Below are 24,089 nucleotides of genomic sequence, written 5' to 3' on the forward strand. Positions count from 1 at the left end.
GCCGTCAGACCAGCGCCACGAGGGGGTCGTCGAGGACCGGTTGCCAGGCCAACTCGGCGGCTCCCACGAGGCTGTTGTGGTCCAGCGTGCAGGCCAGGATCGGCACACTCCCGCTCTGCCCCCACAGGCTGCGGTCGGCGACGACCGCCCGCAGCCGCTCGGGATCGGCGTCGAGGAGCGTGCGGTGCAGGCCGCCGAGAATGATGCGGTCCGGGTTGAGGATGTTGACCAGGCCCGCGAGGCCCAGACCCAGCCGGTCGATCAACATCTCCGTGGCCGTACGGACGGACGGGTCGGCGTACCGGGTGCGGATGAGGTCGTTGGCCTGCTGGAGCAGCGACACCTCGGGGCCGGGGTCACGACCCGCCGCCGCGAGAAGGGCCAGCGGGTCGGCCTCGACGTCGAGGCAGCCGCGGCTGCCGCAGTGGCAGGGGCGGCCCTCGGGGTTGACCGTGAGGTGGCCGACCTCCAGGGCGAGGCCCGAACTCCCCGAGTGCAGACGGCCGTCGAGCACGAGGGCGCCGCCCACGCCCCGGTGCCCGGTGGCCACACACAGCAGATCACGAGCGCCGCGCCCCGCGCCATGACGGTGCTCGGCGAGCGCGGCGAGGTTGACGTCGTTGGCCGCGAACGCCGGCCCCTCGATCCCGGCCGCGCGCACCCGCTCGGCGAAGATCTCCCGGACGGGCGCGCCCGGGGGCCAGGCCACGTGCAGCGGGTTGAGGGCCAGCCCTTCCGGCTCGGCGACCGCCGACGGTACGGCGAGACCGGCGCCCACGCATCTCCGGCCGGTGTCGTGCAGCAGCTCGGCGGCCGCGTCGACGACCGAGCCGAGCACCTTCGCCGGGTCGGCGTCGACGGTCTCGCAGCCGGGCGCGGTGGCGACGATCCGCCCGCCCAGCCCGACGAGCGCGGCCCGCCATCCGTCGGCGTGGACCTGCGCGGCCAGCGCGACGGGCCCGTCCTCGGCGACCTCCAGCCGGTGCGAGGGGCGGCCCTGGGAACCGGCGGCGGCCCCGGGATGCGCGTCGACCCGGATCAGTCCCAGGGCCTCCAGCTCGGCGGCGACGGCGCCCGCGGTCGCCCGGGTGACCCCGAGCTCGGCGGTCAGCACGGCCCGTGTCGGCGCGCGTCCCGTGTGCACGAGTTCCAAGGCCGGGCCGAGCGCGCCACGCCCCCGGTCCAGCCGCGTCCGCGTGGTCCCTTCGCCCGTCGCCCTGGGGGCCGCCTTGCCGTCCATGATGGCGAGTCTCCCATGATCCGCACGGCGGGTGCGCGGGGCGACCGCGGCGGGAGTGTCCACCGAGGTTCACCGCTGGGGCCGGCGGTCGGACGCTGCGCGCAGGCTCGCCTCCAGGGCGGCGATCAGGTCCGCCGCCTGCTTCGGTTCACGAGGCTGCGTGAGTTCTTCTCCAGCCTGCTTCGCCGCCACCAGTTCCTTGAGAGCGGTGGTGTACTCGTCGTGCAGGGAAGCGAGGTCGAGCTCGGGAAACTGGGCCACCAGCAGGGAGGCGAGCTCCAGTTCCTGCCCGGTCACCGGCGCGGCCTGTGCCGGGCCGTGGGGTTCGCGTACTTCCTCCGGCCACAGCAGCGTCTGGACCACCAGCGTCTCCCGCCGCGGCCACACCGCGGCCAGGCGCTCCCTGGTGCGCAGCGTCACCTTGGCCAGAGCCGCCCGCTCGGCTCGGGCCAGTGCCGCCACCAGCAGCGTGTACGGCCGGCGGGCGGTGTCCCGCGCGGGGGTGGCGTAGTAGGCGCGGGAGAACAGGATCGGGTCCAGGCCGTCGACCGGCACGAAACCGAGGACTTCGATCACCTGCCTGCTGGGCAGTGGCAGCGCCTCCAGATCCTCCTGGCGCAGCACGACGGTGCGCCCGTCCGGTGCCTCGTATCCCTTGGCGACCTCAGGCCAGTCGACCTCCCGGCCCTCGGCCTCGCACACCCGGCGGTGCCGGATGCGGGAGCCGTCCGCGACATGAACCTCGTGCAGGGCCACTCCGTGTTCCCGGGTCGCCGGGAACAAGCGCACAGGCATGCTGACCAGGCCGTAGGAGATCCAGCCCGTCCATACCGCCTGCGCCGGCTCGTCCTCCATACCTCCAGCCTCCTACGCCGCGGACACGCACGCACGGGCAGGTCGTGGCCGCGGCTCGGCGCAGGCGTGGGCCGTGGCTCGGTTAGCCTGGGCGCACGATGAACGACCGTATGACCGCGCCCTGGGCCGCGTACGAACTGGCCCGCTTCCCCGAGGATCCCCGCGACCGGCTGCGTGCCTGGGACGCGGCCGACGCGTATCTGCTGCGCCACCTCGCGGAGAGCGGGACACCGCTGACAGGGTCGGTCGTGGTGGTCGGCGACCGGTGGGGCGCCCTGGTCACGGCGCTGGCGGCGCACCGGCCGACGCAGCTCACCGACTCCTTCCTGGCCCGGCAGGCGACCCGCGCGAACCTGGCCCGCAATCAGGTCGACGAGGACGCGGTACGGCTCCTGACCACGCGGGACACGCCTCCCGGCCGTATCGACGTGCTGCTGGTCCGGGTTCCCAAGAGCCTTGCCCTGCTGGAGGACCAACTGCACCGGCTCGCGCCCGGCGTGCACGAGGGGACGGTCGTCGTCGGCGCCGGCATGGTCAAGGAGATCCACACCTCGACGCTGAAGCTGTTCGAGCGGATCATCGGCCCGACCCGCACCTCCCTCGCGCAGCAGAAGGCCCGGCTGGTCTTCTGCACCCCCGAGCCGTCGCACGCGCGGGCGCGGGGCGCCAACCCGTGGCCGTACTCCTACCGACTCCCCGACGACATCGGCCTGTTGTCCGGCCGCACGGTCGTCAACCACGCGGGCGTGTTCTGCGCCGACCGGCTCGACATCGGCACCCGCTTCTTCCTCCGGCACCTGCCGCACGGCCGTGACGGCGGGCGCGTCGTGGACCTGGGGTGCGGCAACGGGGTCGTCGGTACAGCGGTGGCGCTGGGCGATCCCGAGGCCGACGTGGTGTTCGTCGACGAGTCGTACCAGGCGGTGGCCTCGGCGGAGGCGACGTACACCGCCAACGCCGAGGGGAAGGCGGAGTTCGTCGTCGGCGACGGGATGGAGGGCTTCCCGGCCGGCAGCGTCGATCTCGTGCTGAACAATCCGCCGTTCCACTCCCACCAAGCGATGACGGACGCCACGGCGTGGCGGATGTTCAAGGGCGCGCGGCGCGCGCTGCGGCCGGGCGGCGAGCTGTGGGTGGTCGGCAACCGGCACCTCGGCTACCACGTGAAGCTGCGGCGGCTCTTCGGGAACAGTGAACTCGTCGCCAGTGACGCGAAGTTCGTGGTGCTGAAGGCGGTCAGGCGGTAGCTCCCCGCAGGGCGCGCGGCGAGGCGCCCAGTTCGCGTCGGCACGCCTTGTTGAAGGCCTGGAGGTCGGGGATGCCGACGGAGGCGGCCACGGCGGGGATCGAGAGGGTCGTGGCCCGCAGCAGGTGGTGGGCGCGGTCGAGTCTGCGGCGCCGGATGTAGCCGACGACCGTGGTGCCCGTCTCGGCGCGGAACAGCCGAGTGAGGTGGTTGTGCGACACACCCGCCGCCCGGGCGATGCCCGGGACGGTGAGCGGGGCGGCCAGGTGAGCCTCGATGTGGGCGATCGCGGCCGTGACCGCCGGGTGGGGGCAGGGGTGCGCCACGGCCGGGGTGAGGTGGGCGATGCGCCACAGGGCCGTCCAGATCTCGGCCCGGGTGCGCTCGGGGGTGCCCGGGGCGGACGCCACCGCCTGAAGCAACAAGCCAGTGAGGAACGGAAATTCGGGCCCCGCGTCCTGCACCACGGGGATGGTGCGGGAGGGGCCGGCCGGTGGGATGCGCAGATGTGCGTAGAGGTGCTCCGAGCGGCCCTGGTAACGGTAGCGGACCGTGGTGCCGGGCGGTACGAGGCTGACGCGGCCGGGGCGGATGATGTGCGCCGCGCCGTCGACGGTCAGTTCGGCGTCGTACTGATAGAGGTGCAGCTGCCACAACTCCGGCAGCCGGAAGACGTCCGTGCGGCTCGCGACACCGTGCACGCCGACGCCGACAGCCGCCACGAAGGGCGGCTCGCCGAGGTGAATCTCCGTCTCCCGCACGGGGAGAAATTACCAGTGCGGGTCGTCAGGGAGCGGGCCGAGCACACAGCACGCCGACGAGCCGGGTCACCGTCTTCACCATGGCGTCCCGTCCCGCACGGACGTACTTTCGTGGGTCCACGACGTCGGGGTGCTCGGTGAGAAAGTCCCGCACCGCGCCTGTCATCGCCACATTGAGCGCCGTCCCGATGTTGACCTTGGCGATGCCTCCCGCGACGGCCGCCCGCAGTTCGGCGTCGGGGACGCCGGAGGAGCCATGGAGGACGAGGGGCACGTCCAACGCGGCGTTCAGGCGCCCCAGCAGGGTGTGGTCGAGCGTGGCCGTGCGCGTGGTCATCGCGTGCACGCTGCCGATCGCCACGGCCAGCGCGTCCACGCCGGAGTCGGCGACGAAGGCGCGTGCCTCATCCGGGTCGGTGCGGGCGCCGGGTGCGTGCGCGTCGAGGGGCGGCACCCCCGCCTTGCCAGCGGTCTGCGCCGCTTCTTTCCCACCCACCCGGTCCGTGTCTTTCCCACCCACCCGGTCCGTGTCTTTCCCACCCACCCGGCCCAGTTCCGCCTCGATCCACATCCCTTGGGTGTGCGCCAGGTCCACGGCGGCCCGGGTCGCGGCGAGGTTCTCCTCGTACGGCAGGCGCGACGCGTCGTACATCACGGAGCTGAACCCGGCGTCGGCCGCCTGGCGCAGCAGGTCGTCGCTCTGGACGTGGTCGAGGTGGAGTGCGACGGGAACCTTCGCCTGTTCGGCCGCGGCGGTCGCGGCGCGGGCCAGCGGGAGCAGCCGTCCGCCGCGGAACCTGACCGCGTTCTCGCTGACCTGGAGGATGACCGGCGCGCCCGCGGACTCGGCGCCCGCCACGACGGCCTCGACGTGCTCCAGGCTGATGATGTTGAACGCGGGGACCGCGGTGCGGGCCGCGGCGGCCCTGGTGATCAGTTCACCGGTCGTGGTGAGCGGCACGGCTCCTCCTGGTCAGCGGCTGGTCGGGTCGAGGATCACCGAACGGGTGAGGTGGCGCGGCCGGTCGGGGTCGAGTCCGCGGGCCGCGGCCACGGCCACCGCGAGCCGTTGGGCCCGGACGAGTCCGGCGAGCGGGTCGAGGCCGTCGGCCACCCACAACCCACCCGTTCCCCGCACCTGGTGAGCCAGGCCCTCAGGTGCCTCTCCGAGCATCCAGGTCGCGGTTCCCCGGGTGGTGATGCTGATGGGGCCGTGCCGGTACTCCATCGCCGGATACGCCTCGGCCCACGCCAGCGAGGCCTCACGCATCTTCAGGGCGGCCTCGTTCGCGAGCCCGACGGTCCAGCCGCGGCCCAGGAAGGTGAACTGCGTGCAGTCGACGAGACCTTCGGGCAACGGGGTGTCCAGCGCGGTGCGCGCGTCGGTGACGGCGGCGTCGGTGTGGAGCCCTAGGTGGGCGCGCAGCAGGGTGAGGGCCGTGGTCGCGAACCGGGTCTGGACGACGGACCGTTCGTCGGCGAAGTCCAGTACGACCAGGTCGTCGGCGGCCGTCGTCACGGGCGTGTCCGGGTCCGCGGTGATCGCGACCGTGCGCGTACGGCCACGCAGTCGGCCGAGGAGGTCGAGGACCTCGGTGGTGGTGCCGGAACGGGTGAGGGCGACGACCCGGTCGTACGGGCGGCCGTGCGGGAACTCGGAGGCGGCGAAGGCGTCCGTCTCGCCCTGGCCGGCCCGCTCGCGCAGGGTCGCCACGGCCTGTCCCATGAAGTACGACGTCCCGCACCCCACGATCGCGACGCGCTCCCCCGGCTCGGGCAGCACCCCCGCGTGCCCCGCCGCCTCCGCGGCCGCGCGGGTCCAGCACTCGGGCTGGCTGGTCAGCTCATCCTCGACATGCGTCATGCCGTACCCCTTCCCCGGATGCTTGTTCGTGCAACATAACGCCAGCTTTCAAGCACAATCAAGCAGTAGCCGGGGGCGGGGTGTGCGTTAGGGTCGCCGGGAGGTCGGCGAACGGAGGGTGCGGATGTCGCGCGACGCCCGGTGGAAGGCGCTGCTGGAACTGCTCGTCGAACGGGGCAGGCTGGACGTCGAGGACGCGGCGGCCGAGCTGGGGGTGTCGGCCGCGACGATCCGCCGCGACTTCGACCAGCTGGCCGAGCAGCAGATGCTGGTGCGCACCCGGGGCGGCGCGGTCGTGCACGGCGTGTCCTACGAGCTGCCGCTGCGCTACAAGACCGCCCGCCACGCCTCGGAGAAGCAGCGCATCGCGAAGGCGGTCGCGGGCCTGGTCTCGCCCGGCGAGGCGGTGGGCCTGACCGGTGGCACGACCACCACGGAGGTCGCGCGCGCCCTGGCCGTGCGCGCCGACCTCGTCTCCGGCTCACCGGCGCTGACCATCGTCACCAACGCCCTCAACATCGCGAGCGAGCTGGCCGTGCGCCCCCAGTTCAAGATCGTGCTGACGGGTGGCGTCGCCCGCCCGTCCTCGTACGAGCTCATCGGCCCACTCGCGGACGGGGTGCTCAGCCAGATCACCATGGACGTGGCCGTCCTCGGCGTGGTCGCCTTCGACGTCAGCCACGGCGCCGCGGCCCACGACGAGTCCGAGGCCGCGATCAACCGTCTGTTGTGCGAACGCGCCGCGCGTGTCGTCGTCGCCGCCGACTCCAGCAAGCTGGGGCAGCGGGCCTTCGCCTGGATCTGCGCCACCGATGCGGTGGACACGCTGGTCACGGACACGGCGGTGGATGCGGGGACGGTGGGGCGGTTCGAGGAGGCGGGGGTGCGGGTCCTGACCGTCTGACCGCGCCCCGCCGGAAGGGGCGTTGCCGGCGGGACCGGGTGGCCGGCCACCATGGAGCCGGTGGCCGGCCGCAGTCGATCCGGCGGATCAACGGTCCGGCAGATCAACGGAAGTTGACGTCACTGCACAGGAAGTACGTCTGGTCCATGTGCGACGCCTGCCAGATCGTGTAGACGACATGACGGCCCGTCAGGCCGGATGTGCTCACATCGATCGAGTAGTTCTGGCTGGGTGCGTACTTGCCGGTGCGGGCGACCAGTTGGAGATCGCTCCACTTCAGCGGTTGCGTGGTGGGGTCGTACCCCTGGCGGGAGACGTAGACCAGGAAGTAGTCGGCGCCGTGACTGGCCTGGTCGTACAGCTTCACGGTGAAGTTGCCGCCGATGTCCGTCGTCTTCCACGCGCCCACGGTGTCCATGGAGTTGTAACGGCCGCTCTCGGTCCGGCCACCGCTGCACAGCTGACCGTCGGGGACGACCGCCGGGAAGTTTCCGGCGGAGCCGTCGCGGTAGAGACCGTTCCAGTTCCACATGGCGTTCGGGTTGTCCTGCCACGCCTGCCAGCACATCGGATCCTGCTGAGCCATGTCCGGGTTCTGGAAGTCGTCGCCCCACCGGAGCCAGCAACCGTAGTTGCGGGACGCGGGGTCGACGACCGACCCGTGGGCGGTGGCGGTGCCGCTCCACGGGATCAGGCAGAGCAGCACCGCACCGAGCACGCTCAGCAGGAGCCCCGGCCGGGACAGGGTGGATCTGGTCGATCTTTCATGCGCATGACAATCCATTGCGCCTTCCTTCGCATGTGGGGGATGTGATGCGTTCGGTTGTGGGGGTGTGGGGGCACAGGCCAGATGGGAGCGCTCCCACTATGTTCAGAGTCCGCCGCGCGCAACAAGGCCGCAACATTCGATTGCGCCACTTCCCCGACGCCGGTGGCGCGTTCGATGCGTTCGCGTACTTCTTTCGATGGCCGGGAACGCGGCGTTGACAGCGCGGGCGGCCGGGGGGACGGTGGGGGCCCCGTCGTGCCCGGAGGTCGTCCATGGCTCCCTCGTCAGCAGCCGGCACCGATGCCGGGATGGTCGAACGTCTGCGGGGCGTGCGGCCGCTCATCCGCGAGCACGCCCCGCGCACCGAGCGGGAGAGACGGGTGACACCGGAGGTCGTCGCGGCGCTGACGGAGGCGGGGGTCTACCGGATGAACGTCCCCCGGCGGTACGGCGGTTACCAGAGCGGGCTGCGCACCCAGGTCGACGCGCTGGCCGAGATATCCGGCGGGTGCGGCTCCGCCGGGTTCATGGCCCTGATCCAGGCGGGCTGCGCCTTCATCGCGTCGCTCTTCCCCGACGAGGCACAGGACGAGATCTTCACGAGCCCCGACGTACGGATCAGCGGCACCCTCATCCCGGACGCGACGGCGGTCCCGGCGGACGGCGGCTTCGTGGTCAACGGCACCTCGCCGTTCGCCACCGGCTCCCCGTACGCCGACTGGCATCTGCTGACCGCCCGGGTGGAATCGGGCGACGGGCCGCCCGACGTGCTGTGGACGGCCGTCCCCATGGCCGAGTTGGAGCTCCTCGACGACTGGGACGTCTCGGGACTGGCGGGCAGTGGCAGCAACAGTGTGGTCGCCCGCGACGTGTTCGTGCCCGCACACCGGGTGTTACCCATCGGCCCCTTGCTCGGCGGTGTGTTCCCGTCCAAGGCCAACGCCGACGACCCGTTCTACCGCATGCCTGTCCTGCTGCTGTTCTGTGCGTGGACGGCGCCGAACGCGCTCGGCCTGGCCCGGACGGCCCTGGCGGAGTTCACCGAGCGGATCCACCGCCGGGGCATCACGTACACCTTCCACGAGCGGCAGAACGAGGCCGCGGTCACCCATCTGCAGGCGGCCGAAGCGGCCATGAAGATCTCCTGCGCCGAACTGCTGACCGCCGAGTTCGTGGCCCGGATCGAGGCCGGTGCGGCGAGCGGCGAGCCGTTCAGCGAGGAGCAACGGGCGCGGATCCGGGCGCAGAGCGGCTATGTGACGCGGCTGTGCAAAGAGGCCGTCGACCTGATCGGCTCGGCGTCGGGCGCGTCCTCGCTGAACCGGAAGGTGCCCATCCAGAGGGCCGTGCGCGATCTGCACGCCCTGAGCCTGCACTCGTTCGTGAATCCCGCCACCAACCTGGAGCTGTACGGCCGGGTCCTGTCCGGGCTCGACGCCGGTACGCCCTTCCTGTAGAGCGGGGTCCGACCGCTCATGGGCGGGGCACCGGGCGGTCCTCCCTCAGTTGTGCGAAGAGCTGCCGTGCCCTGGGCATGTCCCACTTCACCGCTGTGCCCTTGGAGGTGGCGAACGCCGGGTCGGAGACGGGGACGTCGACCTGGCGTCCGTTGCCGCCCGTGACCTTGCGCATCGCCTGGAACAGCGATGTGATCTCCCGCAGGCCCGTGCCCTTGTCCACGGTGAGGGTGTCGAGGCCCGCGCCGAGGGTCGGGACGACCTTGGCCGGGTTGAGGAGCGTGCCCGGGGTGGCGGCCTTCTCGGCGAGTGCGGCGAGGAACTTCTGCTGGTTCCGGGTGCGGCCGAGGTCGCCGTCGGCCTCCTGTTTGCGCTGCCGTACGAACGCCAGCGCCTGGGCGCCGTCGAGGGTCTGGCAGCCCTGTCGCAGGTCGGCGCCCGAGTTCTTGTCCTTGATGGCCCGGTCCAGGCACAGGTCCACTCCGCCGACCGCGTCGACGATGTCGACGAAGCCGGCCAGGCCGATCTCGGTGTAGTGGTCGATGTGCAGGCCGGTGTTGCGCTCGACGGTCCTGATGAGCAGATCGGGGCCGCCCAGTGCGAACGCCGCGTTCAGTTTGTTCGGCTGGTCGCCGTAGCGCCTGCCGGTCTCCGGGCGCAGGAACGCCGGGATGGTCACCCAGGAGTCTCGCGGCAGGCTCATCATCGTGGTGCCGCCCGAGCCGGTGTGCACCAGGATCATCGAGTCGGTGCGGCGGCCCTCGGTCGAGCCGGTGCGCAGTTCCTTCCTGGCCTGCTCGGACAGACCCTCACGGCTGTCCGAGCCCACGATCAGGTAGTTGGTTCCCCGACCGCGCGGCACACGGTCCTCGATCGTGCCCAGGTCGACGTCCTGGTCGAGTTCGGTGTCGGCCCACACGTACGCGCCCACGGGGGAGACGAGCAGCGCGGCAAGCGTGAGAATCGCCAGGCGCACGGCACGGTGGCGCCGGGTGCGGTGCCGCCGGGGGGATCTGCCGCCGCGGTCGGGGCCACCGGCCCCGTGGGGTCCGGCGCGACGCGCGTGGGGACGGCGCACCACGTCGGTGCGGCCCGCGGCGGTGGACGACGGCATGCCCGGCAGGGGCGCCGTACGTGCCGGGGGCGGGGACGGTCTCCCGCCCGTCACCCGGCCCGTGGCGGAGCCCGCGGGCTCGATCGCTCCACCGCCCCGCTCGTCGCCCGGCAGACGGTCGGTCCATTCGCTCATCGGCCTGTGCAGTCCCTCACCACATCGGGATCATCTCGTCGGCAGGCTCTTATACGGGGCTCCGCCGCCGATCTGTTCAGCGGCCGTCCCGGAACGCCGCATGCGGTGCCATTTCAGCCGGCTGCCGAGGAACAGAGCGACCAGGGACTGGATGACGACCAGGTACATCAGCTGCCGGTAGACGAAGAACTGCAGCGGCATCGACCACAGGGTCCGCAGCCTCTCCCCGTCGAGCGTCAACGCGTACCGGGCGCTGACCAGTTGGGAGCCCATGAAACCGAGCCAGACCCCGGCCGACAGCCAGGGGTCGAGGAACAGCACGCCGTACAGGGCGAACACGTCGATGACCGGGGCGAGCAGCGGCAGCGCGACCTGGAAGAGCGCGATGTACGTGAGTCCGCGCCGCCCGAAGCGCCCCGCCACGCCCCGGGCCAGGACGGCACCGCGGTGCTTCCACATGGCCTGGATCGTGCCGTAGCACCAGCGGTACCGCTGCCGCCACAACTGGCCCAGCGACGTGGGCACTTCGGTCCAGGCGACGGCGGACTCCTCGTAGAGCACCCGCCAGCCCGCCCGCCACAGCGCCATCGTGAGATCGGTGTCCTCGGCGAGGGTGTCCTCGCTGACGCCGCCGACACTCTCCAGCGCGTCCCGGCGGAAGGCGCCGATGGCGCCGGGGACCGTGGGCATGCACTCCAGGACCTCGAACATCCGGCGGTCCAAATTGAAGCCGAAGACGTACTCCAGGTGCTGCCACTTGGCCAGCAGGCCGCGCCGGTTGCCGACCTTGGCGTTGCCGCTGACGGCGCCCACGGCCGGATGCGCCAGCGGCTGGACGATCCGGCGGACGGCGTCGGGTTCGAAGACGGTGTCGGCGTCGACCATGACGATGATGTCGTACCGCGCGTGGGCCAGCCCGGTGTTGAGGGCGGCCGCCTTGCCCGCGTTGGCCTGACGGACCACCTCCACGCGCCGGTCCCCGACGCTCTCGGCGATGTCCGCCGTACGGTCCGCCGAACCGTCGTCGATCACGATGATCTGCAACTGCCGGTGGGTGGACGCCAGCAGGGACAGCAGCGTGGACTCGATGCCGGCCTCCTCGTTGTACGCCGGCACGAGCACCGTCACCGGTTCGGTCACCTCCGGCAGCCAGGGGGCGCCCGGGCGTGAGCTCTCCAGGCGGCGGACGTGGGCCCGGGCGAAGAGGCCGAGCAGTGCCAGGCGCAGCAGTCCGAGGCCGCCCGCGATCGCGAGGGTCCACGTCATGGCGCTCACGAAGGCGCGCCCGAGCTTGGTGACCTGGATCAGGGCGGTGCCCTGCCATCGCTCGCCCGTCGTCGCGGGCGTGTACGGAACGAGCCTCAGCCCGGCCGACACGGTGGTGAAACGGTCGACGTCCGGGTTCCTGAGGAGGCTTCTCGTCTGCTGGTAGGCGATCGATGTCTGGCTGAACTGGCGGACCAGGCCCTGTGCCGGCTTGCGGGACGCCCTGTCTGCGGTGACGAGCACATAGCCCCGGCCGGCGGCCTGCCGTGCCGCTCGCCACTCGCGGCCGCACAGTGTGTCCGGTGTGGTGATCCGCGGCATCCGCAGCAGGTTGGGGTGCAGTCCCGCGGCGCCCGCCAACGCGGCCCGCGTCAGGTCGAGTTCCGCCGAGAAGCGGGCGGAGGACGCCTCGCCGAGGACGGCACCGGTGTAGGTGTTCGAGCCGATCTCGTGGCCCTCGGCGCGGATCCGCCGCACCAGCTCCGGGTGACGCGCCACCTGGGAACCGTAGAGGAAGAACGTGGCCCGCGCGTTGTACTGCCGCAGCAGGTCGAGCAGGCGCGGGGTCCAGACGGGGTCCGGGCCGCCGTCGAAGGTGAGGGCGACGGTGCGGGCGGGCATCGAGGCGGTCTGGATGCCGCCCGCGTTGATACCGATCACGGGACCGCCGCGTGCCACGGCGTCCGGTGCGGGCGATGTGCAGGGGGAGCGTGTCGTCGCGGCGTCGACCTCGTGCGTGGTCCAGCCTTCGAAGAGCAGGACCGCGAACATCACGGGGAGGACGAGGATGAGTATGAGCCAGTGCCCTTTTGGGTCGCGGGACTGTTTGTGGCGGCCCTTCACGGGATGCCGTCCCCCCTCTCGGCCGGGGTGCGACGGCAGGTGGCGGGCACGCGGCCGGTCCGGCGCCCTCCCCCGCCCCCAAGGCCGGGCGTGTGCGCTCTTCTCCGCCCGTGGGTGCGCGGTGGGCGACGGGAAAGCGTCGTCGACTGCCTGTGGGGGCTCGCGTGGTGCATGGGGCGCGAGTGTAGTGACCGGCGCTCGCCCGCAGGGCCCCAACAGCGAGCCTCACAGCAACGGCCCGCGGGCGTGGGGCCCGCGGAGGGCTGCTCGGTGCTCGTCAGTGCTCGTGACCGGCCGACGGCTCTGCCGCGCTCGCGTCCGACGGCGTGTGCGTTCCGGACGCCCCGGCCCGGACCGTGAACTGGGCCGTGTGGACCTTCCCTTCGTGCTTGAAGTCGAGGAAGAGGCGGTACGTGCCGCTGCTGGGCGCGGTGGCCGTGAACGAGATGCCGGGTCCGGGCCGGGTCGTGCCGTCGCCGAGCTCGCCGTTCGGGTGGACGTGGAGGTAGGCGAGGTCACCGGAGCGCAGGGCGACGAGGTGGCCGTACGCGCCGAGGTAGGGCTGGAGGTCGGTGACGGGCCTGCCGTTCCGGGAGACGTTCAGCTTCAGTTCGCCCGCCTTGCCCGGGCGCAGGGCTCCGTCCAGTTCGACCTCGTAGCCGTGGACCTCGGCGGTGCTGTTCGGGGCGGGCAGGTCCTGTGGATCGTAGGGGCCCGAGGTCGCCAGGTCCGCGCCGAGGGTGAGGTTCTCGGCCCCCTTCTTCGCCGGGGTGAAGTCGGCGAAGACCCGGTAGCCGCCTGCCCTGGGCAGGTCGACGGGTGTGCTCCAGGTGCCGTCGGCGGCTCGTGCGGGGTGGAGGTGGCGGTAGGTGACCAGGTCGCGCGAGGCGAGGATCAGGTGGAGTTCCTTGTCGTGTTCGGCCCGGTAGGAGGTCACCGCGCGGCCGGAGTCGTCCCGGATGACGAAGCGGAGGTCGGTGCGCTGCCCGGCGACGACACGCGGGGTCCGCAGGTCGAGGGTGTAGCCGCCTTCGGAGATCTGCAGTCCGCCGGGCGGCGTCGCCTCGTGCCCGGAGTGGGCGCCGCCTGCCTCCTGTGCGGGTGATCGGCCACTGTGCCCCTTGTCGTGGGCGGCAGGCGCGCTGGCCGCGACGACGGGCTCGACGCCGCTACCCACGCCGTAGGCGGTGCCGAACGTCGCGGCCAGTGCGGCGGCGAACGCGGTGATCTTCAGCCCGGTATGCATGAGGTCTCCTTGAGGACGGGCCTCTCCTGCCTGAGTGGGAGGCTTCCCTGCACTTCAAAATACCCCTGGGGGGTACTAAGTCAAGCGCACTCAGCGACTTGCACTTGATACCCCAGAGGGGTATACAGGAACTCGGGGAGCATACCCCTTCCCCGTATTCGGTCCTACCGCGCACACAGCCACCTGGAGGAACCCATGTCGTCGTCCTGCTGCTCCGCCGAAGGCACCTGCTCGACCGGCACCGCCGGCACGGCGACGGCCACGGAGGCCGTCACCACCGCGTACGCCGTCTCCGGCATGACCTGCGGCCACTGCAAGGCCACGCTCACCAAGGCCATCGGCGAGCTGGACGGCGTCACCGGTGTCGAGGTCGACCTCGACAGCGGCCTCGTCACCGTCACCAGCACCACCGAGCTGGATGACGCGGCGATCGCCGAGGTCGTCGACGAGGCCGGCTACGAGCTGAGCGGCCGCGCCTGACCCGCACGCCCCGCACCGCCGGGACCCGGACATCCCCGGGCTCCGGCAGTCCATCCCGTACGAGGAGCAGCCATGACCACCACCACACCCGGTACCGCGGAAGTCGAGCTCGTGATCGGCGGTATGACCTGCGCCTCGTGCGCGGCTCGGATCGAGAAGAAGCTCAACCGTATGGACGGGGTCGAGGCGACCGTCAACTACGCCGCGGAGAAGGCCCGGGTCACGTTCCGGGAGGACGTGGCGGTGCGGGAGCTGATCGCCACGGTCGAGGCGACCGGCTACACCGCGCGGGAGCCCGAGCCTCCGGCGCGGGCCGAGTCCCCCGGTGGTGAGGGCGGTTCGGCGCAGGAGGATGACGGGCTGGGGCCGCTGCGGCAACGGCTGGTCACGTCCGTGGTCCTGGCGGTGCCCGTGATCGTGATGGCGATGGTCCCGGCGGTGCAGTTCGAGTACTGGCAGTGGCTGTCGCTGACGCTGGCCGCGCCCGTGGTGACGTATGCCGCCTGGCCCTTCCACAAAGCGGCGTTCACCAACGCGCGGCACGGCGCGGCCACCATGGACACCCTCATCTCGGTCGGTACCTCGGCGGCGTTCCTGTGGTCGGTGTGGGCGCTGTTCTTCGGCACTGCCGGCGAGCCGGGCATGACCCATCCCTTCGAGCTGACCATCGCGCGCAGTGACGGCGCGGGGAACATCTACCTGGAGGCCGCGGCCGGTGTGACCGCGTTCATCCTGGCCGGCCGCTACTTCGAGGCCCGCTCCAAGCGCAGGGCGGGCGCGGCCCTGAAGGCGCTGCTGGAACTGGGCGCGAAGGACGTCACCGTGCTGCGCGCCGACGGCGGTGAACACACCATCCCCACCGCCGAGCTGACGGTCGGGGACCGTTTCCTGGTCCGTCCCGGGGAGAAGATCGCCACGGACGGGATCGTCGTGGAGGGCACCTCGGCCGTTGATGCCTCGATGCTGACCGGTGAGTCCGTGCCCGTCGAGGTCGTCGTCGGCGACAGCGTCACCGGCGCCACGATCAACGCCGGCGGCCGTCTGGTCGTGGAGGCCACCCGGGTGGGCGCCGACACCCAGCTGGCCCGGATGGCGCAGCTGGTGCAGGACGCGCAGAACGGCAAGGCCGCGGCGCAGCGGCTCGCGGACCGGATCTCCGCCGTGTTCGTCCCCGTCGTGATCGCCCTCGCACTGGGCACGCTGGGTTTCTGGCTCGGCAACGGCGCCGGGCTGACGGCCGCGTTCACCGCCGCCGTCGCCGTACTGATCATCGCCTGCCCCTGCGCCCTGGGCCTCGCGACCCCGACCGCGCTCATGGTCGGCACCGGGCGCGGCGCCCAGCTCGGCATCCTGATCAAGGGCCCGGAAGTTTTGGAGTCCACCCGCCGGGCCGACACCATCGTCCTCGACAAGACCGGCACCGTGACCACCGGGCGGATGGCCCTGCGCGCGGTGCACACCGCCGACACCACCGACGAGGCCGAAGCCCTGCGGCTGGCCGGTGCTCTGGAGCACTCCTCCGAGCACCCGATCGCCCGCGCCGTCGCCGACGCGGCCCGGAGCAAGCTGGGCTCGCTGCCCACGCCCGAGGACTTCGCGAACGTCCCCGGTCTCGGCGTCCAGGGCGTCGTCGACGGCCACGCCGTCCTCGTCGGCCGCGAACAACTGCTCGCCGAATGGGCCATCCGTCTGCCCACCGATCTGGAACAGGCCAGGGCCGGCGCCGAAGCAGCCGGACACACCGCCATCACCGTCGCCTGGGACGGACAGGCACACGCCGTCCTCGAAATCGCCGACGCCGTCAAGGACACCAGCGGCGAGGCCATCGACCGTCTGCGCGCCCTCGGCCTGACCCCGATCCTGCTCACGGGGGACAACAGGGCCGTCGCCGACTCCGTCGCCCGCGAGGTCGGCATCACCCCCGAGAACGTCATCGCCGAGGTCCTGCCCCAGGACAAGGTGGATGTCGTCAAGCGACTGCAGAGCGAGGGCCGTACCGTGGCGATGGCCGGCGACGGTGTCAACGATGCCGCCGCACTCGCCCAGGCCGACCTGGGCCTGGCCATGGGCACCGGCACCGACGCCGCCATCGAGGCCGGCGACCTCACGCTCGTACGCGGCGACCTGCGCACCGCCGCCGACGCAATCCGCCTCGCCCGCCGCACCCTCACCACCATCCGCACCAACCTCTTCTGGGCCTTCGCCTACAACGTGGCAGCCCTGCCCCTCGCCGCAGCCGGCCTCCTCAACCCCATGATCGCCGGAGCGGCCATGGCCTTCTCCTCCGTCTTCGTCGTCGGCAACTCCCTCCGCCTGCGCTCCTTCCGCGCCACCGCCTGAACCGGCCGCAGCGCTGCCCGGGTCCCGTCCCGGGCAGCGCTGCGGCCTTGCCGGAGACAGTGAGGCCACCCGCCCGCCGCATTCCGGACGAGCCCGCTCTTAAGGGATCTCGCCCCGGTCCGGCCGGGCGATGCCCGATGATGGGCGCGTCATGACCACGCTCCTCCGTACACCGACGCGTCCTGCGCCTCTGCCCGTCCTGCGGGCGACGGTGTTCGCGGTCGTCGGGACGGTGCTGGGAGTGAGCGCCCACCATCTGGTCGCCGACGGACCGGCTCCCTGGCGGCCGGGCGCGGCGGCGGCCGCCGTGCTCTTCGGCGTGGGACTCGCCGGCACCCGGCGCCCGCGCTCCCTGGCCACGGTGGTGGCGACGTGCGGTGCCGCGCAGGTGGGGCTGCATCTGTGGCTGACGGCGACCGGGCCCGCGCACCACGCGGCGACCATGGGGGTGCCCGGACACACCCGGCACGGCATGGACCCGCCCGGCTCGCTCGCCATGACGGCCGTCCACGCCGGGGCGGCGCTGCTCGTCGCCGTCCTGCTGCACCGTGCCGACGCGGCCTGCTGGTTCCTGGCCCGTGGTCTGGTGGAGGCCGTCGACTCCGTCCGGGCGCGGATCGCCACGGTTTGGGCCCTGCTGAGCGACCGCCCTGCCGCAGCGGAACCCGGACTGCCGGTCCTCCTCCGGGCAGGGCTGGAGCGGCCACCGCCCAGGGGTGCGGTGCTCGCGGACGTGATGATGCGGAGGGGGCCTCCCGTGGCGCGGCTCACTCGCGCCCGATGACCCTGCCGGAGCGGCTGCCACGCCGCCCGTGCTTTCCTCATGCCTGGAGACACCCATGCCCCGCACCACCCGCCGGCACGGCGGTATCCGCCGTGCAGTCCCCGCGGCCGCCGTCGCCGCCACCGCCGTCCTGTTCACCGCCGGTCCGGCCGCCGCCCATGTGGAGGTCGAGTCCGCCGACGCCCAGGCCCTCGCCCAGAACGTCGAACTCACCTTCAGCGCCGAGTCGGAGTCCGGCACGGCCGGGATCTCCGAGCTGCGCGTGATCCTGCCGGAGGGCATCGAGCCCGCCGACGTGACATACGGCGAAGGCCCCGAGGGCTGGAAGCTCACGGCGAACAAGGACGGCTTCACCGTCAAGGGCACGGCCGCCAAGGTCGGCGAGGACGTCGAACTCTCCGTCGTCGTACGGCAGTTGCCCGACGCGAAGGAACTGGTGTTCAAGACCCTGCAGACCTACAGCGACGGCAAGGTCGACCGCTGGATCGAGCTGGGCGAGTCCGGCAGCGACGGCCACGGCCACGGCAACACCGCCCCGGTGCTGAAACTCAGGGCCGCCGCGCCCGGCGCCGAGCCGCTCAGCCCGTCACCGAGCGAGGCCGAGAGCGAGTCCGCCTCCCCGACGCCGAGCGCCGAGCAGACCTCGCCCTCGGCCTCCCCCGCCGCCGAGGCGACCGCGGACGACGACAGCGGTCTGTCGGCCGGTGCCTGGACCGGTATCGCTGCGGGCGTGATCCTCGTGGCGGGTGGAGCGTTCTACCTCGTACGGCGCCAGGGCCGCGCCCAGGAGTAGAGGTGACTGCCGCCCCGCGGAGCGGCTACGTCGGGGGCGGCTGGTGTCCGAAGCGTGCCCCGTCCCAGGCGGAGACCTGGGTATCGGGTCGCCGCTGGGCGGTGGTGCGCGGCGGGGCGGGCTCGACGGTCGCGTCGGGCTCGCCCGTGCGCCCGAGCCATGCCCGCAGGGCCTCGCGCAGCCGGTCCGCGACGGCGCGGTGGGAGGTCAGTCCGGCGAGGTTGTCCAACTCGTACGGGTCGGCGTGCAGGTCGTACAGCTCGGTCTCGACGTAGCGGGTCGCGGTGGGCTCGTGCCAGGGGTCGGCGTCCGGTGCGGCGACCGCGTACTTCCAGCGGTCCGTGCGCACCGCCCGGCCGACGTGGTCCTCGCTGATCTGGACGTACACCTCGGCGGGACGGCCCGGGTCGGTGCCGCCTCCGGTCAGCGGCAGGAAGGAGCGGCCCTGCACCCCGTCCGGCACCGGCAGGCCGGCGGCTTCCAGGAGGGTGGGTGTCAGGTCGACGGTGCTGACGGGGTGGCGGATGCGGCCTCCGCCGGCGAATCCGGGGCCGGTGAGGGCCAGGGGGACGCGCACGGACGCGTCGTGGGCGGAGCGCTTGTACTCGCTGTTGCGGGTGCGGAAGTGCGAGCCGTGGTCGGCGGTCCAGGCCAGGACCGTGGTCTCCGCGATGCCGAGGCCGCGCAGTGCGTCGCGCAGCCGGCCCACGCCCTCGTCTACGCGTTTGATCTGGCCGAGGTATCCACCGAGGTGGCGGTGGGCGCCGCCCTGCGGTGCGGCGGGGCTGAGCGCGGCCAGGTCCGGGGGCAGCCAGCTGCCCTGGTAGCGCTCACGGTAGCCATCGGGTGCCGGGTGGTCGTCCGTGGCGTTCTGGTGGTGGGGCTCCAGGAGGGACAGGAAGAGCAGGAACGGGCGGTCGTGGTGGTCGGCGACGAAGCGGACCGCGGCGTCGACCAGGGCGTCGGAGCGGTAGCCGGGGAGCCGCACCGGTTGCCCGGCGCCGTCGTACAGCACCGTGCGGTAGGCCTCGGAGGTGAACTCCAGCCGGTCCGAGGCCAGCCACTCCTGGTAGCCGCCGCGCCGCTCGGGGGGGACGGGGCCGTCCGGCTGGTCCTCGCCCGCGAGGTGCCACTTGCCGATGTAGCCCGTCGCGTATCCCGCCCGTGTGAACGCCGCCGCCAGGGTCGGGATGTCCGGTGGCAGCGCGAGACCGTTGCGGAACACGCCCGTCGCCGTCGGGAAGCGACCCGTCTGCAGTGCGGAACGGGCCGGAGCGCACACGGGGTTGGGGGTGATCGCCTGCTCCACATGGGTGCCCTCTCGGGCGATCCGGTCGAACTCCGGTGTCACATCGGCCGGATTGCCGTGCGCTCCTGTGGTGTCCCAGCGCTGCTGGTCGGTGAGGACGACGATCACCGAGGGCCTGGTGCTCCGGTCAGGGACGGTCATGCGTCCTGAGCCTAGGACGCAAGGGCCGCAATCGACCCCGTGCCGGCTCACACGATCCGGATCACGTGTTTTCCGCGTACGCCTCCGCGCTCCAGCGAGCGGTGCGCGGCGGCGATGCCGGCGAGCGGGTACACCGTGTCCACGACGGGCCGGATCGCTCCGCTCTCGGTGAGGCGGGTGAGCTCGGCGATGAGGGCGCGGCGGGGGTTTTCGCTGAAGAACCGTACGCGGCGCGGACCGAACACGGTCGACACGAGCAGGTACGAGAGGGAAGCGGCCAGGTTCTCGGCGTCGAAGGCGATCGCCACCATGCGCCCTCCGGGGGCCAGAAGGCGCCGATAGGCGGGGAGCGCGGTGCCGACCGTGTCGAGAACGACATCGAACCGGCCCAGGTCGGCCGGACCGGTGGTGGCGTAGTCGACGGCCTCGTCCGCGCCGAGACCGCGGACGAAGTCGAGGTTCTTCGCCCCGGCGAGCGCCGTGACGTGGGCGCCGTAGGCCTTGGCGAGCTGGACGGCGACGCTGCCGACGCCGCCGGCGCCGCGGACGAGCAGCCGTTCGCCTGCCGTGAGACGGGCCTTGTCACGCAGTGCGGTGATGGCCGTGGTGCCGACGGCCGGCAGCGCCGCCGCCTGGACCAGGTCGAGGCCGCTGGGCGCCGGAGCCAGCTGCCGTGGAGGCACGGCCACGAATTCCGCGGCACTGCCGAAACTGCGGGGCAGCAGCCCCCATACCCGGTCGCCCGCCGCCAGGCCCGAGTCGGAGGAACCGGGGTCGACGACTTCTCCGGCGAAGTCGATTCCGGTGCGTTTGGGGAAGCCGCGCCCCATGAGCCCGGTCACCAGACGCACTTTGCCCGCCCGCCCCAGCAGTTCGCCTCCGTTGACGCTGGCGGCGTGGACGCGCACCAGGACCTCCCCCGGCTTGGCGTCCGGGTTCGGCACGGTGCCTTCGTAGAGCACGTCCGGAGGGCCGTACCTGTCGTACAGAGCCGCACGCATGTCACTCACTCTTTCCAGTTCAGTCGATCGGCCGTGGCCGGGCGCCCAGGGGACACCGAACCGCCGGTGACCGTCACGCTAACTCCGCGACCGGAGAGGCCAGTCCGGTTGAGCGGAGGTGAGAAACATGCCTGCCCGTTCCTCTCGGATGAAGCCCTCAGCGCGGAGCGGGGATGCCCCCGGCGAGCTGAGGTACACACCGACCGCATCCGAAGTACATCGGATCTCTCTTCGGCTCGTTCCCTGCATTGACGCGCTTTGAGCGCTGGTTCTAGGCTGCGCCAGACGATAGATCCGATGAATCGTTCCTGTGATCCGCCCGCTCGACCCCCACACCAGCGTGACGCCCATCAGGAGTGATTGACATGAACCCTTCACATTCAGGGCCGTCCAGACGTGCGGTTCTCGCAACCGGCGGCCTGCTCGCGTCAGGCGCGCTCTGGGCGATGACCCCGTCGACGTCCTTTGCCGCACCCGCCTCACCCACGGACGGCTGGAAGAAGACCGCGTTCACCTACGGCGTGCAGAAGCCGTGGAACCTCGACCTGAGCGACCGCTACACCAACAGCGGCGGCGTCCACCGCATGTGGGTGTACGACACCGACGAGCCCATGTCACAGGGCAGTTCCACCGACCCGCGCACCGAGATGCGCTGGAACCAGGAGTACACGTCCGGGCAGCACATGTGGGACGCCGACGTGTATCTCCCGTCCGGCACGAACGGCGCGACCTTCGTGCAGATCCTCCGTGTGATCCACCCCTCGGGCACACCCGCCACGGACTTCATGCTCAACGCCTACAGCGCGAGCGGCGGAACGGTGCGGGCCTACGACCGCACCGTCCTCAAGACGAACGCCTACAACACCTGGTTCAACGTCAAGCTCGAACACAACGCCTCAAGCGGCAGCGTCAAGGTCTACTTCGACGACGCGCTGGTGCTGACCACCGAGGACCGCGGGCCCGCCACCCGCCACTTCAAGAACGGCGTCTACCACCACGGCAACGGCCGCGCCGAGGCACGCTTCCGCAACCTCACCTACTGGACGCGATGAGCCGTGCCCGGACGCGCTGAGGACCTTGACGAACCGTCGCACCTTGGAGGCACCCGCAATGACCTCTAGAAGAGCCATGCTCGGCACCGTGCTCGGCGGCACGACCCTCGCCGCCCTGCCCACGGTCGCCGAAGCCGCTTCCACCCGCACCCCCGCAGGCGCCGTCGAGGGCGAAGGCCTCGCGGCCGGGACCGGCCGCGCCCCCTGGACGATCCGCAACCACATGGACTCCAGCGGCGCCTGGGCCGGCTTCCTGCGCCAACAGGACCTGATCTGGCGCAAGCTGCCCAAGCTGTGGCACGAAGGGCCGTTCCTGGGTGACGGACGGCTGGGCAGCATGGTGTACCAGGATCCGGGTACGAACGGCATCCGCTTCACCGTCCAGCACGGCGAAGTGCAGGACCACCGCCCCGAGTTCGGCAGCGGGTGGGGCACCTGCCGGCTGCCCGTGGGTCATCTGACCCTCGATCCGGTCGGCACCGTCACCGCGGTCGACTGGCGGCTGAGCCTGTGGAACGCCGAGCTCACCGGCACGGTCACCACGGACAAGGGCTCCCTGACGTTCGCCGCGTTCATCCACGACGGCATCCTCGCCGCGCGTGCGACGGCCGACGGCGACGAGAAGGTCCGCTGGACCTTCCACCCGGAGGAGGCGATCAGCCCCAGGAAGATCAGCGAGGAGCCGCCCGCCGGATACGTCGCCAACCCGCCCTGGACGACCCGGACCACCGGCGACGTCGAACAGGTCCTCCAGCCACTGACCGGCGGCGGCCAGACCGCGACGGCCCACCGCCGCTCCGGTGACGTCCTCCTGCTCACCGTCGCCCACAGCCATCCCTCGGACACGCGGGCAGGCGAAACCTCGTTGAAGAAGATCCAGCGGGCGGACGCCTACGGGGTGCTCCGCGACCGGCACACCCGCTGGTGGCACGCGTTCTACCGCAAGAGCTTCGTCTCGATCCCCGACGAACGGCTGCAGAGCTTCCACTGGATCCAGCTCTACAAGATCGCGTCGGCCAGCCGCGAGGGCGGCCCGGTGATGGCCACCTCAGGGCCGTGGCTGGAGCCCACGCCGTGGCCCGCCGTGTGGTGGAACCTGAACGTGCAGCTCGAATACTGGATCGTCCACGGCTCCAACCACCCGGAACTCGACTCGCTCGCCAGCACCCTCCGGCAGAACCAGGAACAACTGATCGCGAACGTGCCCGCCGCCTACCGGTCGGACAGCGCCGGAGTCGGCCGCAGCTCGGACATGTTCATGAACCGCAGCGCCCCCTCCCCGGGCAGCGGCGGCGAGTCGGGCAACCTGACCTGGGCCCTGCACAACGCGTGGCTGAGCTACCGCCACACCATGAACGAGGCCCTGCTGCGCGACACGGTGTACCCGCTGCTGCGCCGCGCGATGAACTACTACCTGCACTTCCTCCAGCCGGAGGACGACGGCAAGCTGCATCTGCCGTCCACGCTGTCCCCTGAGTATCCGGTGGTCCCCCCGAAGGACACCAACTACGACCTGGCACTGCTCCGTTGGGGCTGCGCCACCCTGCTGGAGGCCGCCGAGCGCCTGGAAGTCGACGACCCCCTGAAGCCGCGCTGGCGGGAGGTACTGGCCAAGCTCACGCCCTACCCGGTGGACGGCAACGGATTCATGATCGGTGCGGACACCCCGTACGCCCAGTCCCACCGCCACTACTCCCACCTGTTGATGGTCTATCCGCTCTACCTCGTCAACTGGGACCAGCCGGAACAGCGCGCGCTGATCGAGAAGTCGGTCGCCCACTGGCACGCGCTGACCGGAGCCCACCGGGGGTACAGCTACACGGGCGCCGCGTCGCTGTACGCGATGATGGGCCGCGGCGACACCGCGCTGTCGTACCTGAAGAAGTTCTTCGACCCGACGACGCGCTATCCCTGCCGGGCCAACACCCACTACACGGAGGCCGGTCCGGTCATCGAGACCCCGCTGTCGGCGTCGCAGTCCCTGCACGACATGCTCTGCCAGGGCTGGGGCGGTGTCGTACGGGTCTTCCCCGCCGTACCGGACTCCTGGGCCGACGTCGCCCTCCATGACTTCCGCACCCAGGGTGCCTTCCTCGTCAGCGCGGCCCGCACCGGCGGCGTCACCCGCTTCGTCCGGGTACGGAGTCTGGCGGGCGAGCCGCTGAAGCTCCGGCACGGTCTGACGGGCGGCCCGGTGACCGCGCTCCTCGACGACGGCTCCCCGGCCCGCACCCGCCCGACGGACGACGGCACCCTCGCCATCGACCTGCCCAAGAACCGTGAGGTGCTGCTGTACGCGGGCAGACGACCCGACCTGGTCATCGCCCCGGTGACCGTGAGCGAGCCGGGCGAGCCCTGGGGGCTGCCCTAGGCTCTTCCGCTCCCCCTCAGCCCTCACCCCTCACCCGGCGCCCGGCCGTCCTCGTCGTTCACGGCCGGGCGCCGGGCCCGACCGCCCTGTATGCAGCCCCCTGCGTGACTGCGGGCCC

At 71.8% G+C, this 24,089-nt stretch carries 20 protein-coding genes; 9 read left to right on the plus strand and 11 right to left on the minus strand.

From position 1 onward, the window contains the following. Positions 1 to 4 precede the first annotated feature (4 nt). Together IE262_RS02840 and ku are read right to left on the minus strand one after the other, a co-directional pair. Positions 5 to 1,240, minus strand: coding sequence for an ROK family protein (locus IE262_RS02840; protein ID WP_134031598.1), 1,236 nt, complete (start codon positions 1,238 to 1,240; stop codon positions 5 to 7). A 69-nt stretch (positions 1,241 to 1,309) separates the two neighbouring features. After that, positions 1,310 to 2,095 carry a non-homologous end joining protein Ku gene (ku, locus tag IE262_RS02845; RefSeq protein ID WP_134030377.1) on the minus strand — a complete coding sequence of 262 codons (786 nt, stop codon included), beginning with the start codon at positions 2,093 to 2,095 and terminating at the stop codon, positions 1,310 to 1,312. Positions 2,096 to 2,193: 98 nt separating this feature from the next. Here ku and IE262_RS02850 point away from each other — a divergent pair, with 98 nt between their 5' ends. Continuing rightward, positions 2,194 to 3,342, plus strand: a complete 1,149-nt coding sequence (locus IE262_RS02850; protein WP_189871013.1) for a methyltransferase — start codon at positions 2,194 to 2,196, stop codon at positions 3,340 to 3,342. Here IE262_RS02850 and IE262_RS02855 read toward each other — a convergent pair. Genes IE262_RS02855 through IE262_RS02865 form a run of 3 tightly spaced genes read right to left on the minus strand, consistent with a single transcriptional unit; the run spans position 3,332 to position 5,966 of the window. Further along, positions 3,332 to 4,102 carry an AraC family transcriptional regulator gene (locus IE262_RS02855; RefSeq protein WP_189871015.1) on the minus strand — a complete coding sequence of 257 codons (771 nt, stop codon included), beginning with the start codon at positions 4,100 to 4,102 and terminating at the stop codon, positions 3,332 to 3,334. The genes IE262_RS02850 and IE262_RS02855 overlap by 11 nt on opposite strands. A 25-nt stretch (positions 4,103 to 4,127) precedes the next feature. Then, positions 4,128 to 5,063 carry a class II fructose-bisphosphate aldolase gene (locus IE262_RS02860; protein ID WP_134030383.1) on the minus strand — a complete coding sequence of 312 codons (936 nt, stop codon included), beginning with the start codon at positions 5,061 to 5,063 and terminating at the stop codon, positions 4,128 to 4,130. 12 nt (positions 5,064 to 5,075) lie between these two features. After that, positions 5,076 to 5,966: an SIS domain-containing protein gene (locus IE262_RS02865; RefSeq protein WP_189871016.1), complete on the minus strand. Its 891-nt coding sequence runs from the start codon at positions 5,964 to 5,966 to the stop codon at positions 5,076 to 5,078. 124 nt (positions 5,967 to 6,090) lie between these two features. On the opposite strand from IE262_RS02865, the gene IE262_RS02870 reads away from it, so the two are divergent. Next, positions 6,091 to 6,870: a DeoR/GlpR family DNA-binding transcription regulator gene (locus IE262_RS02870; protein WP_189871018.1), complete on the plus strand. Its 780-nt coding sequence runs from the start codon at positions 6,091 to 6,093 to the stop codon at positions 6,868 to 6,870. Between the two features lie 103 nt (positions 6,871 to 6,973). Here IE262_RS02870 and IE262_RS02875 read toward each other — a convergent pair whose 3' ends face one another. Then, the gene (locus IE262_RS02875; protein ID WP_134030391.1) at positions 6,974 to 7,654 is read right to left on the minus strand and encodes a lytic polysaccharide monooxygenase auxiliary activity family 9 protein; all 681 of its coding nucleotides are present in this window, start codon (positions 7,652 to 7,654) and stop codon (positions 6,974 to 6,976) included. A gap of 257 nt (positions 7,655 to 7,911) precedes the next feature. On the opposite strand from IE262_RS02875, the gene IE262_RS02880 reads away from it, so the two are divergent. Beyond that, a complete protein-coding gene (locus IE262_RS02880; RefSeq protein WP_189871020.1) occupies positions 7,912 to 9,096 on the plus strand; it encodes a flavin-dependent monooxygenase in 1,185 nt (394 codons plus the stop codon). Positions 9,097 to 9,112: 16 nt separating this feature from the next. Here the strand turns inward: IE262_RS02880 and IE262_RS02885 are convergent, their stop codons facing one another. The 3 genes from IE262_RS02885 to IE262_RS02895 form a co-directional block, all read right to left on the minus strand. Then, positions 9,113 to 10,345 (minus strand): LCP family protein, encoded by a 1,233-nt coding sequence (locus tag IE262_RS02885; RefSeq protein WP_189871022.1) that lies wholly within the window; start codon positions 10,343 to 10,345, stop codon positions 9,113 to 9,115. 30 nt (positions 10,346 to 10,375) lie between these two features. After that, the gene (locus IE262_RS02890) at positions 10,376 to 12,454 is read right to left on the minus strand and encodes a bifunctional polysaccharide deacetylase/glycosyltransferase family 2 protein (protein ID WP_373304962.1); all 2,079 of its coding nucleotides are present in this window, start codon (positions 12,452 to 12,454) and stop codon (positions 10,376 to 10,378) included. A 277-nt stretch (positions 12,455 to 12,731) separates the two neighbouring features. Beyond that, positions 12,732 to 13,700 (minus strand): DUF8832 domain-containing protein, encoded by a 969-nt coding sequence (locus tag IE262_RS02895; RefSeq protein ID WP_189871024.1) that lies wholly within the window; start codon positions 13,698 to 13,700, stop codon positions 12,732 to 12,734. Positions 13,701 to 13,895: 195 nt separating this feature from the next. Here IE262_RS02895 and IE262_RS02900 point away from each other — a divergent pair, with 195 nt between their 5' ends. The 4 genes from IE262_RS02900 to IE262_RS02915 all read left to right on the plus strand — a co-directional run bounded on the left by IE262_RS02900 (position 13,896) and on the right by IE262_RS02915 (position 18,097). Beyond that, positions 13,896 to 14,180, plus strand: coding sequence for a heavy-metal-associated domain-containing protein (locus IE262_RS02900; protein WP_189871026.1), 285 nt, complete (start codon positions 13,896 to 13,898; stop codon positions 14,178 to 14,180). A 72-nt stretch (positions 14,181 to 14,252) separates the two neighbouring features. Beyond that, on the plus strand, positions 14,253 to 16,520 hold the full coding sequence (locus IE262_RS02905; RefSeq protein ID WP_189871028.1) for a heavy metal translocating P-type ATPase: 2,268 nt from the start codon (positions 14,253 to 14,255) through the stop codon (positions 16,518 to 16,520). Between the two features lie 151 nt (positions 16,521 to 16,671). Next, complete coding sequence (locus tag IE262_RS02910; RefSeq protein WP_189871030.1) at positions 16,672 to 17,304, plus strand: hypothetical protein; 633 nt, start codon at positions 16,672 to 16,674, stop codon at positions 17,302 to 17,304. A 55-nt stretch (positions 17,305 to 17,359) separates the two neighbouring features. Next, positions 17,360 to 18,097 carry a DUF1775 domain-containing protein gene (locus IE262_RS02915; protein WP_189871032.1) on the plus strand — a complete coding sequence of 246 codons (738 nt, stop codon included), beginning with the start codon at positions 17,360 to 17,362 and terminating at the stop codon, positions 18,095 to 18,097. Positions 18,098 to 18,122: 25 nt separating this feature from the next. Here the strand turns inward: IE262_RS02915 and IE262_RS02920 are convergent, their stop codons facing one another. Further along, positions 18,123 to 19,547, minus strand: coding sequence for a sulfatase family protein (locus tag IE262_RS02920; protein WP_189871034.1), 1,425 nt, complete (start codon positions 19,545 to 19,547; stop codon positions 18,123 to 18,125). 47 nt (positions 19,548 to 19,594) lie between these two features. Next, positions 19,595 to 20,548 carry an NAD(P)-dependent alcohol dehydrogenase gene (locus tag IE262_RS02925; RefSeq protein ID WP_189871036.1) on the minus strand — a complete coding sequence of 318 codons (954 nt, stop codon included), beginning with the start codon at positions 20,546 to 20,548 and terminating at the stop codon, positions 19,595 to 19,597. 446 nt (positions 20,549 to 20,994) lie between these two features. Here IE262_RS02925 and IE262_RS02930 point away from each other — a divergent pair, with 446 nt between their 5' ends. Both IE262_RS02930 and IE262_RS02935 read left to right on the plus strand, forming a co-directional pair. Beyond that, on the plus strand, positions 20,995 to 21,600 hold the full coding sequence (locus tag IE262_RS02930) for a polysaccharide lyase family 7 protein (protein ID WP_189871038.1): 606 nt from the start codon (positions 20,995 to 20,997) through the stop codon (positions 21,598 to 21,600). A 58-nt stretch (positions 21,601 to 21,658) separates the two neighbouring features. After that, positions 21,659 to 23,971, plus strand: a complete 2,313-nt coding sequence (locus IE262_RS02935; RefSeq protein WP_229877063.1) for a glycosyl hydrolase family 95 catalytic domain-containing protein — start codon at positions 21,659 to 21,661, stop codon at positions 23,969 to 23,971. Positions 23,972 to 24,089 lie beyond the last annotated feature (118 nt).

The organism is Streptomyces bluensis, from assembly GCF_014650715.1.
Lineage (GTDB): Bacteria > Actinomycetota > Actinomycetes > Streptomycetales > Streptomycetaceae > Streptomyces > Streptomyces bluensis.

Bases quoted from the DNA above. Each gene is read 5' to 3' on its own strand.
- IE262_RS02905 (WP_189871028.1), top strand. From the start codon at position 14,253: ATGACCACCACCACACCCGGTACCGCGGAAGTCGAGCTCGTGATCGGC.
- IE262_RS02925 (WP_189871036.1), bottom strand. From the start codon at position 20,548: ATGCGTGCGGCTCTGTACGACAGGTACGGCCCTCCGGACGTGCTCTAC.
- IE262_RS02875 (WP_134030391.1), bottom strand. From the start codon at position 7,654: ATGGATTGTCATGCGCATGAAAGATCGACCAGATCCACCCTGTCCCGG.
- IE262_RS02865 (WP_189871016.1), bottom strand. From the start codon at position 5,966: ATGACGCATGTCGAGGATGAGCTGACCAGCCAGCCCGAGTGCTGGACC.
- IE262_RS02850 (WP_189871013.1), top strand. From the start codon at position 2,194: ATGAACGACCGTATGACCGCGCCCTGGGCCGCGTACGAACTGGCCCGC.
- IE262_RS02900 (WP_189871026.1), top strand. From the start codon at position 13,896: ATGTCGTCGTCCTGCTGCTCCGCCGAAGGCACCTGCTCGACCGGCACC.
- IE262_RS02920 (WP_189871034.1), bottom strand. From the start codon at position 19,547: ATGACCGTCCCTGACCGGAGCACCAGGCCCTCGGTGATCGTCGTCCTC.
- IE262_RS02895 (WP_189871024.1), bottom strand. From the start codon at position 13,700: ATGCATACCGGGCTGAAGATCACCGCGTTCGCCGCCGCACTGGCCGCG.
- IE262_RS02840 (WP_134031598.1), bottom strand. From the start codon at position 1,240: ATGGACGGCAAGGCGGCCCCCAGGGCGACGGGCGAAGGGACCACGCGG.
- IE262_RS02870 (WP_189871018.1), top strand. From the start codon at position 6,091: ATGTCGCGCGACGCCCGGTGGAAGGCGCTGCTGGAACTGCTCGTCGAA.
- IE262_RS02885 (WP_189871022.1), bottom strand. From the start codon at position 10,345: ATGAGCGAATGGACCGACCGTCTGCCGGGCGACGAGCGGGGCGGTGGA.
- IE262_RS02930 (WP_189871038.1), top strand. From the start codon at position 20,995: ATGACCCCGTCGACGTCCTTTGCCGCACCCGCCTCACCCACGGACGGC.
- IE262_RS02935 (WP_229877063.1), top strand. From the start codon at position 21,659: ATGACCTCTAGAAGAGCCATGCTCGGCACCGTGCTCGGCGGCACGACC.
- IE262_RS02880 (WP_189871020.1), top strand. From the start codon at position 7,912: ATGGCTCCCTCGTCAGCAGCCGGCACCGATGCCGGGATGGTCGAACGT.
- ku (WP_134030377.1), bottom strand. From the start codon at position 2,095: ATGGAGGACGAGCCGGCGCAGGCGGTATGGACGGGCTGGATCTCCTAC.
- IE262_RS02910 (WP_189871030.1), top strand. From the start codon at position 16,672: ATGACCACGCTCCTCCGTACACCGACGCGTCCTGCGCCTCTGCCCGTC.
- IE262_RS02915 (WP_189871032.1), top strand. From the start codon at position 17,360: ATGCCCCGCACCACCCGCCGGCACGGCGGTATCCGCCGTGCAGTCCCC.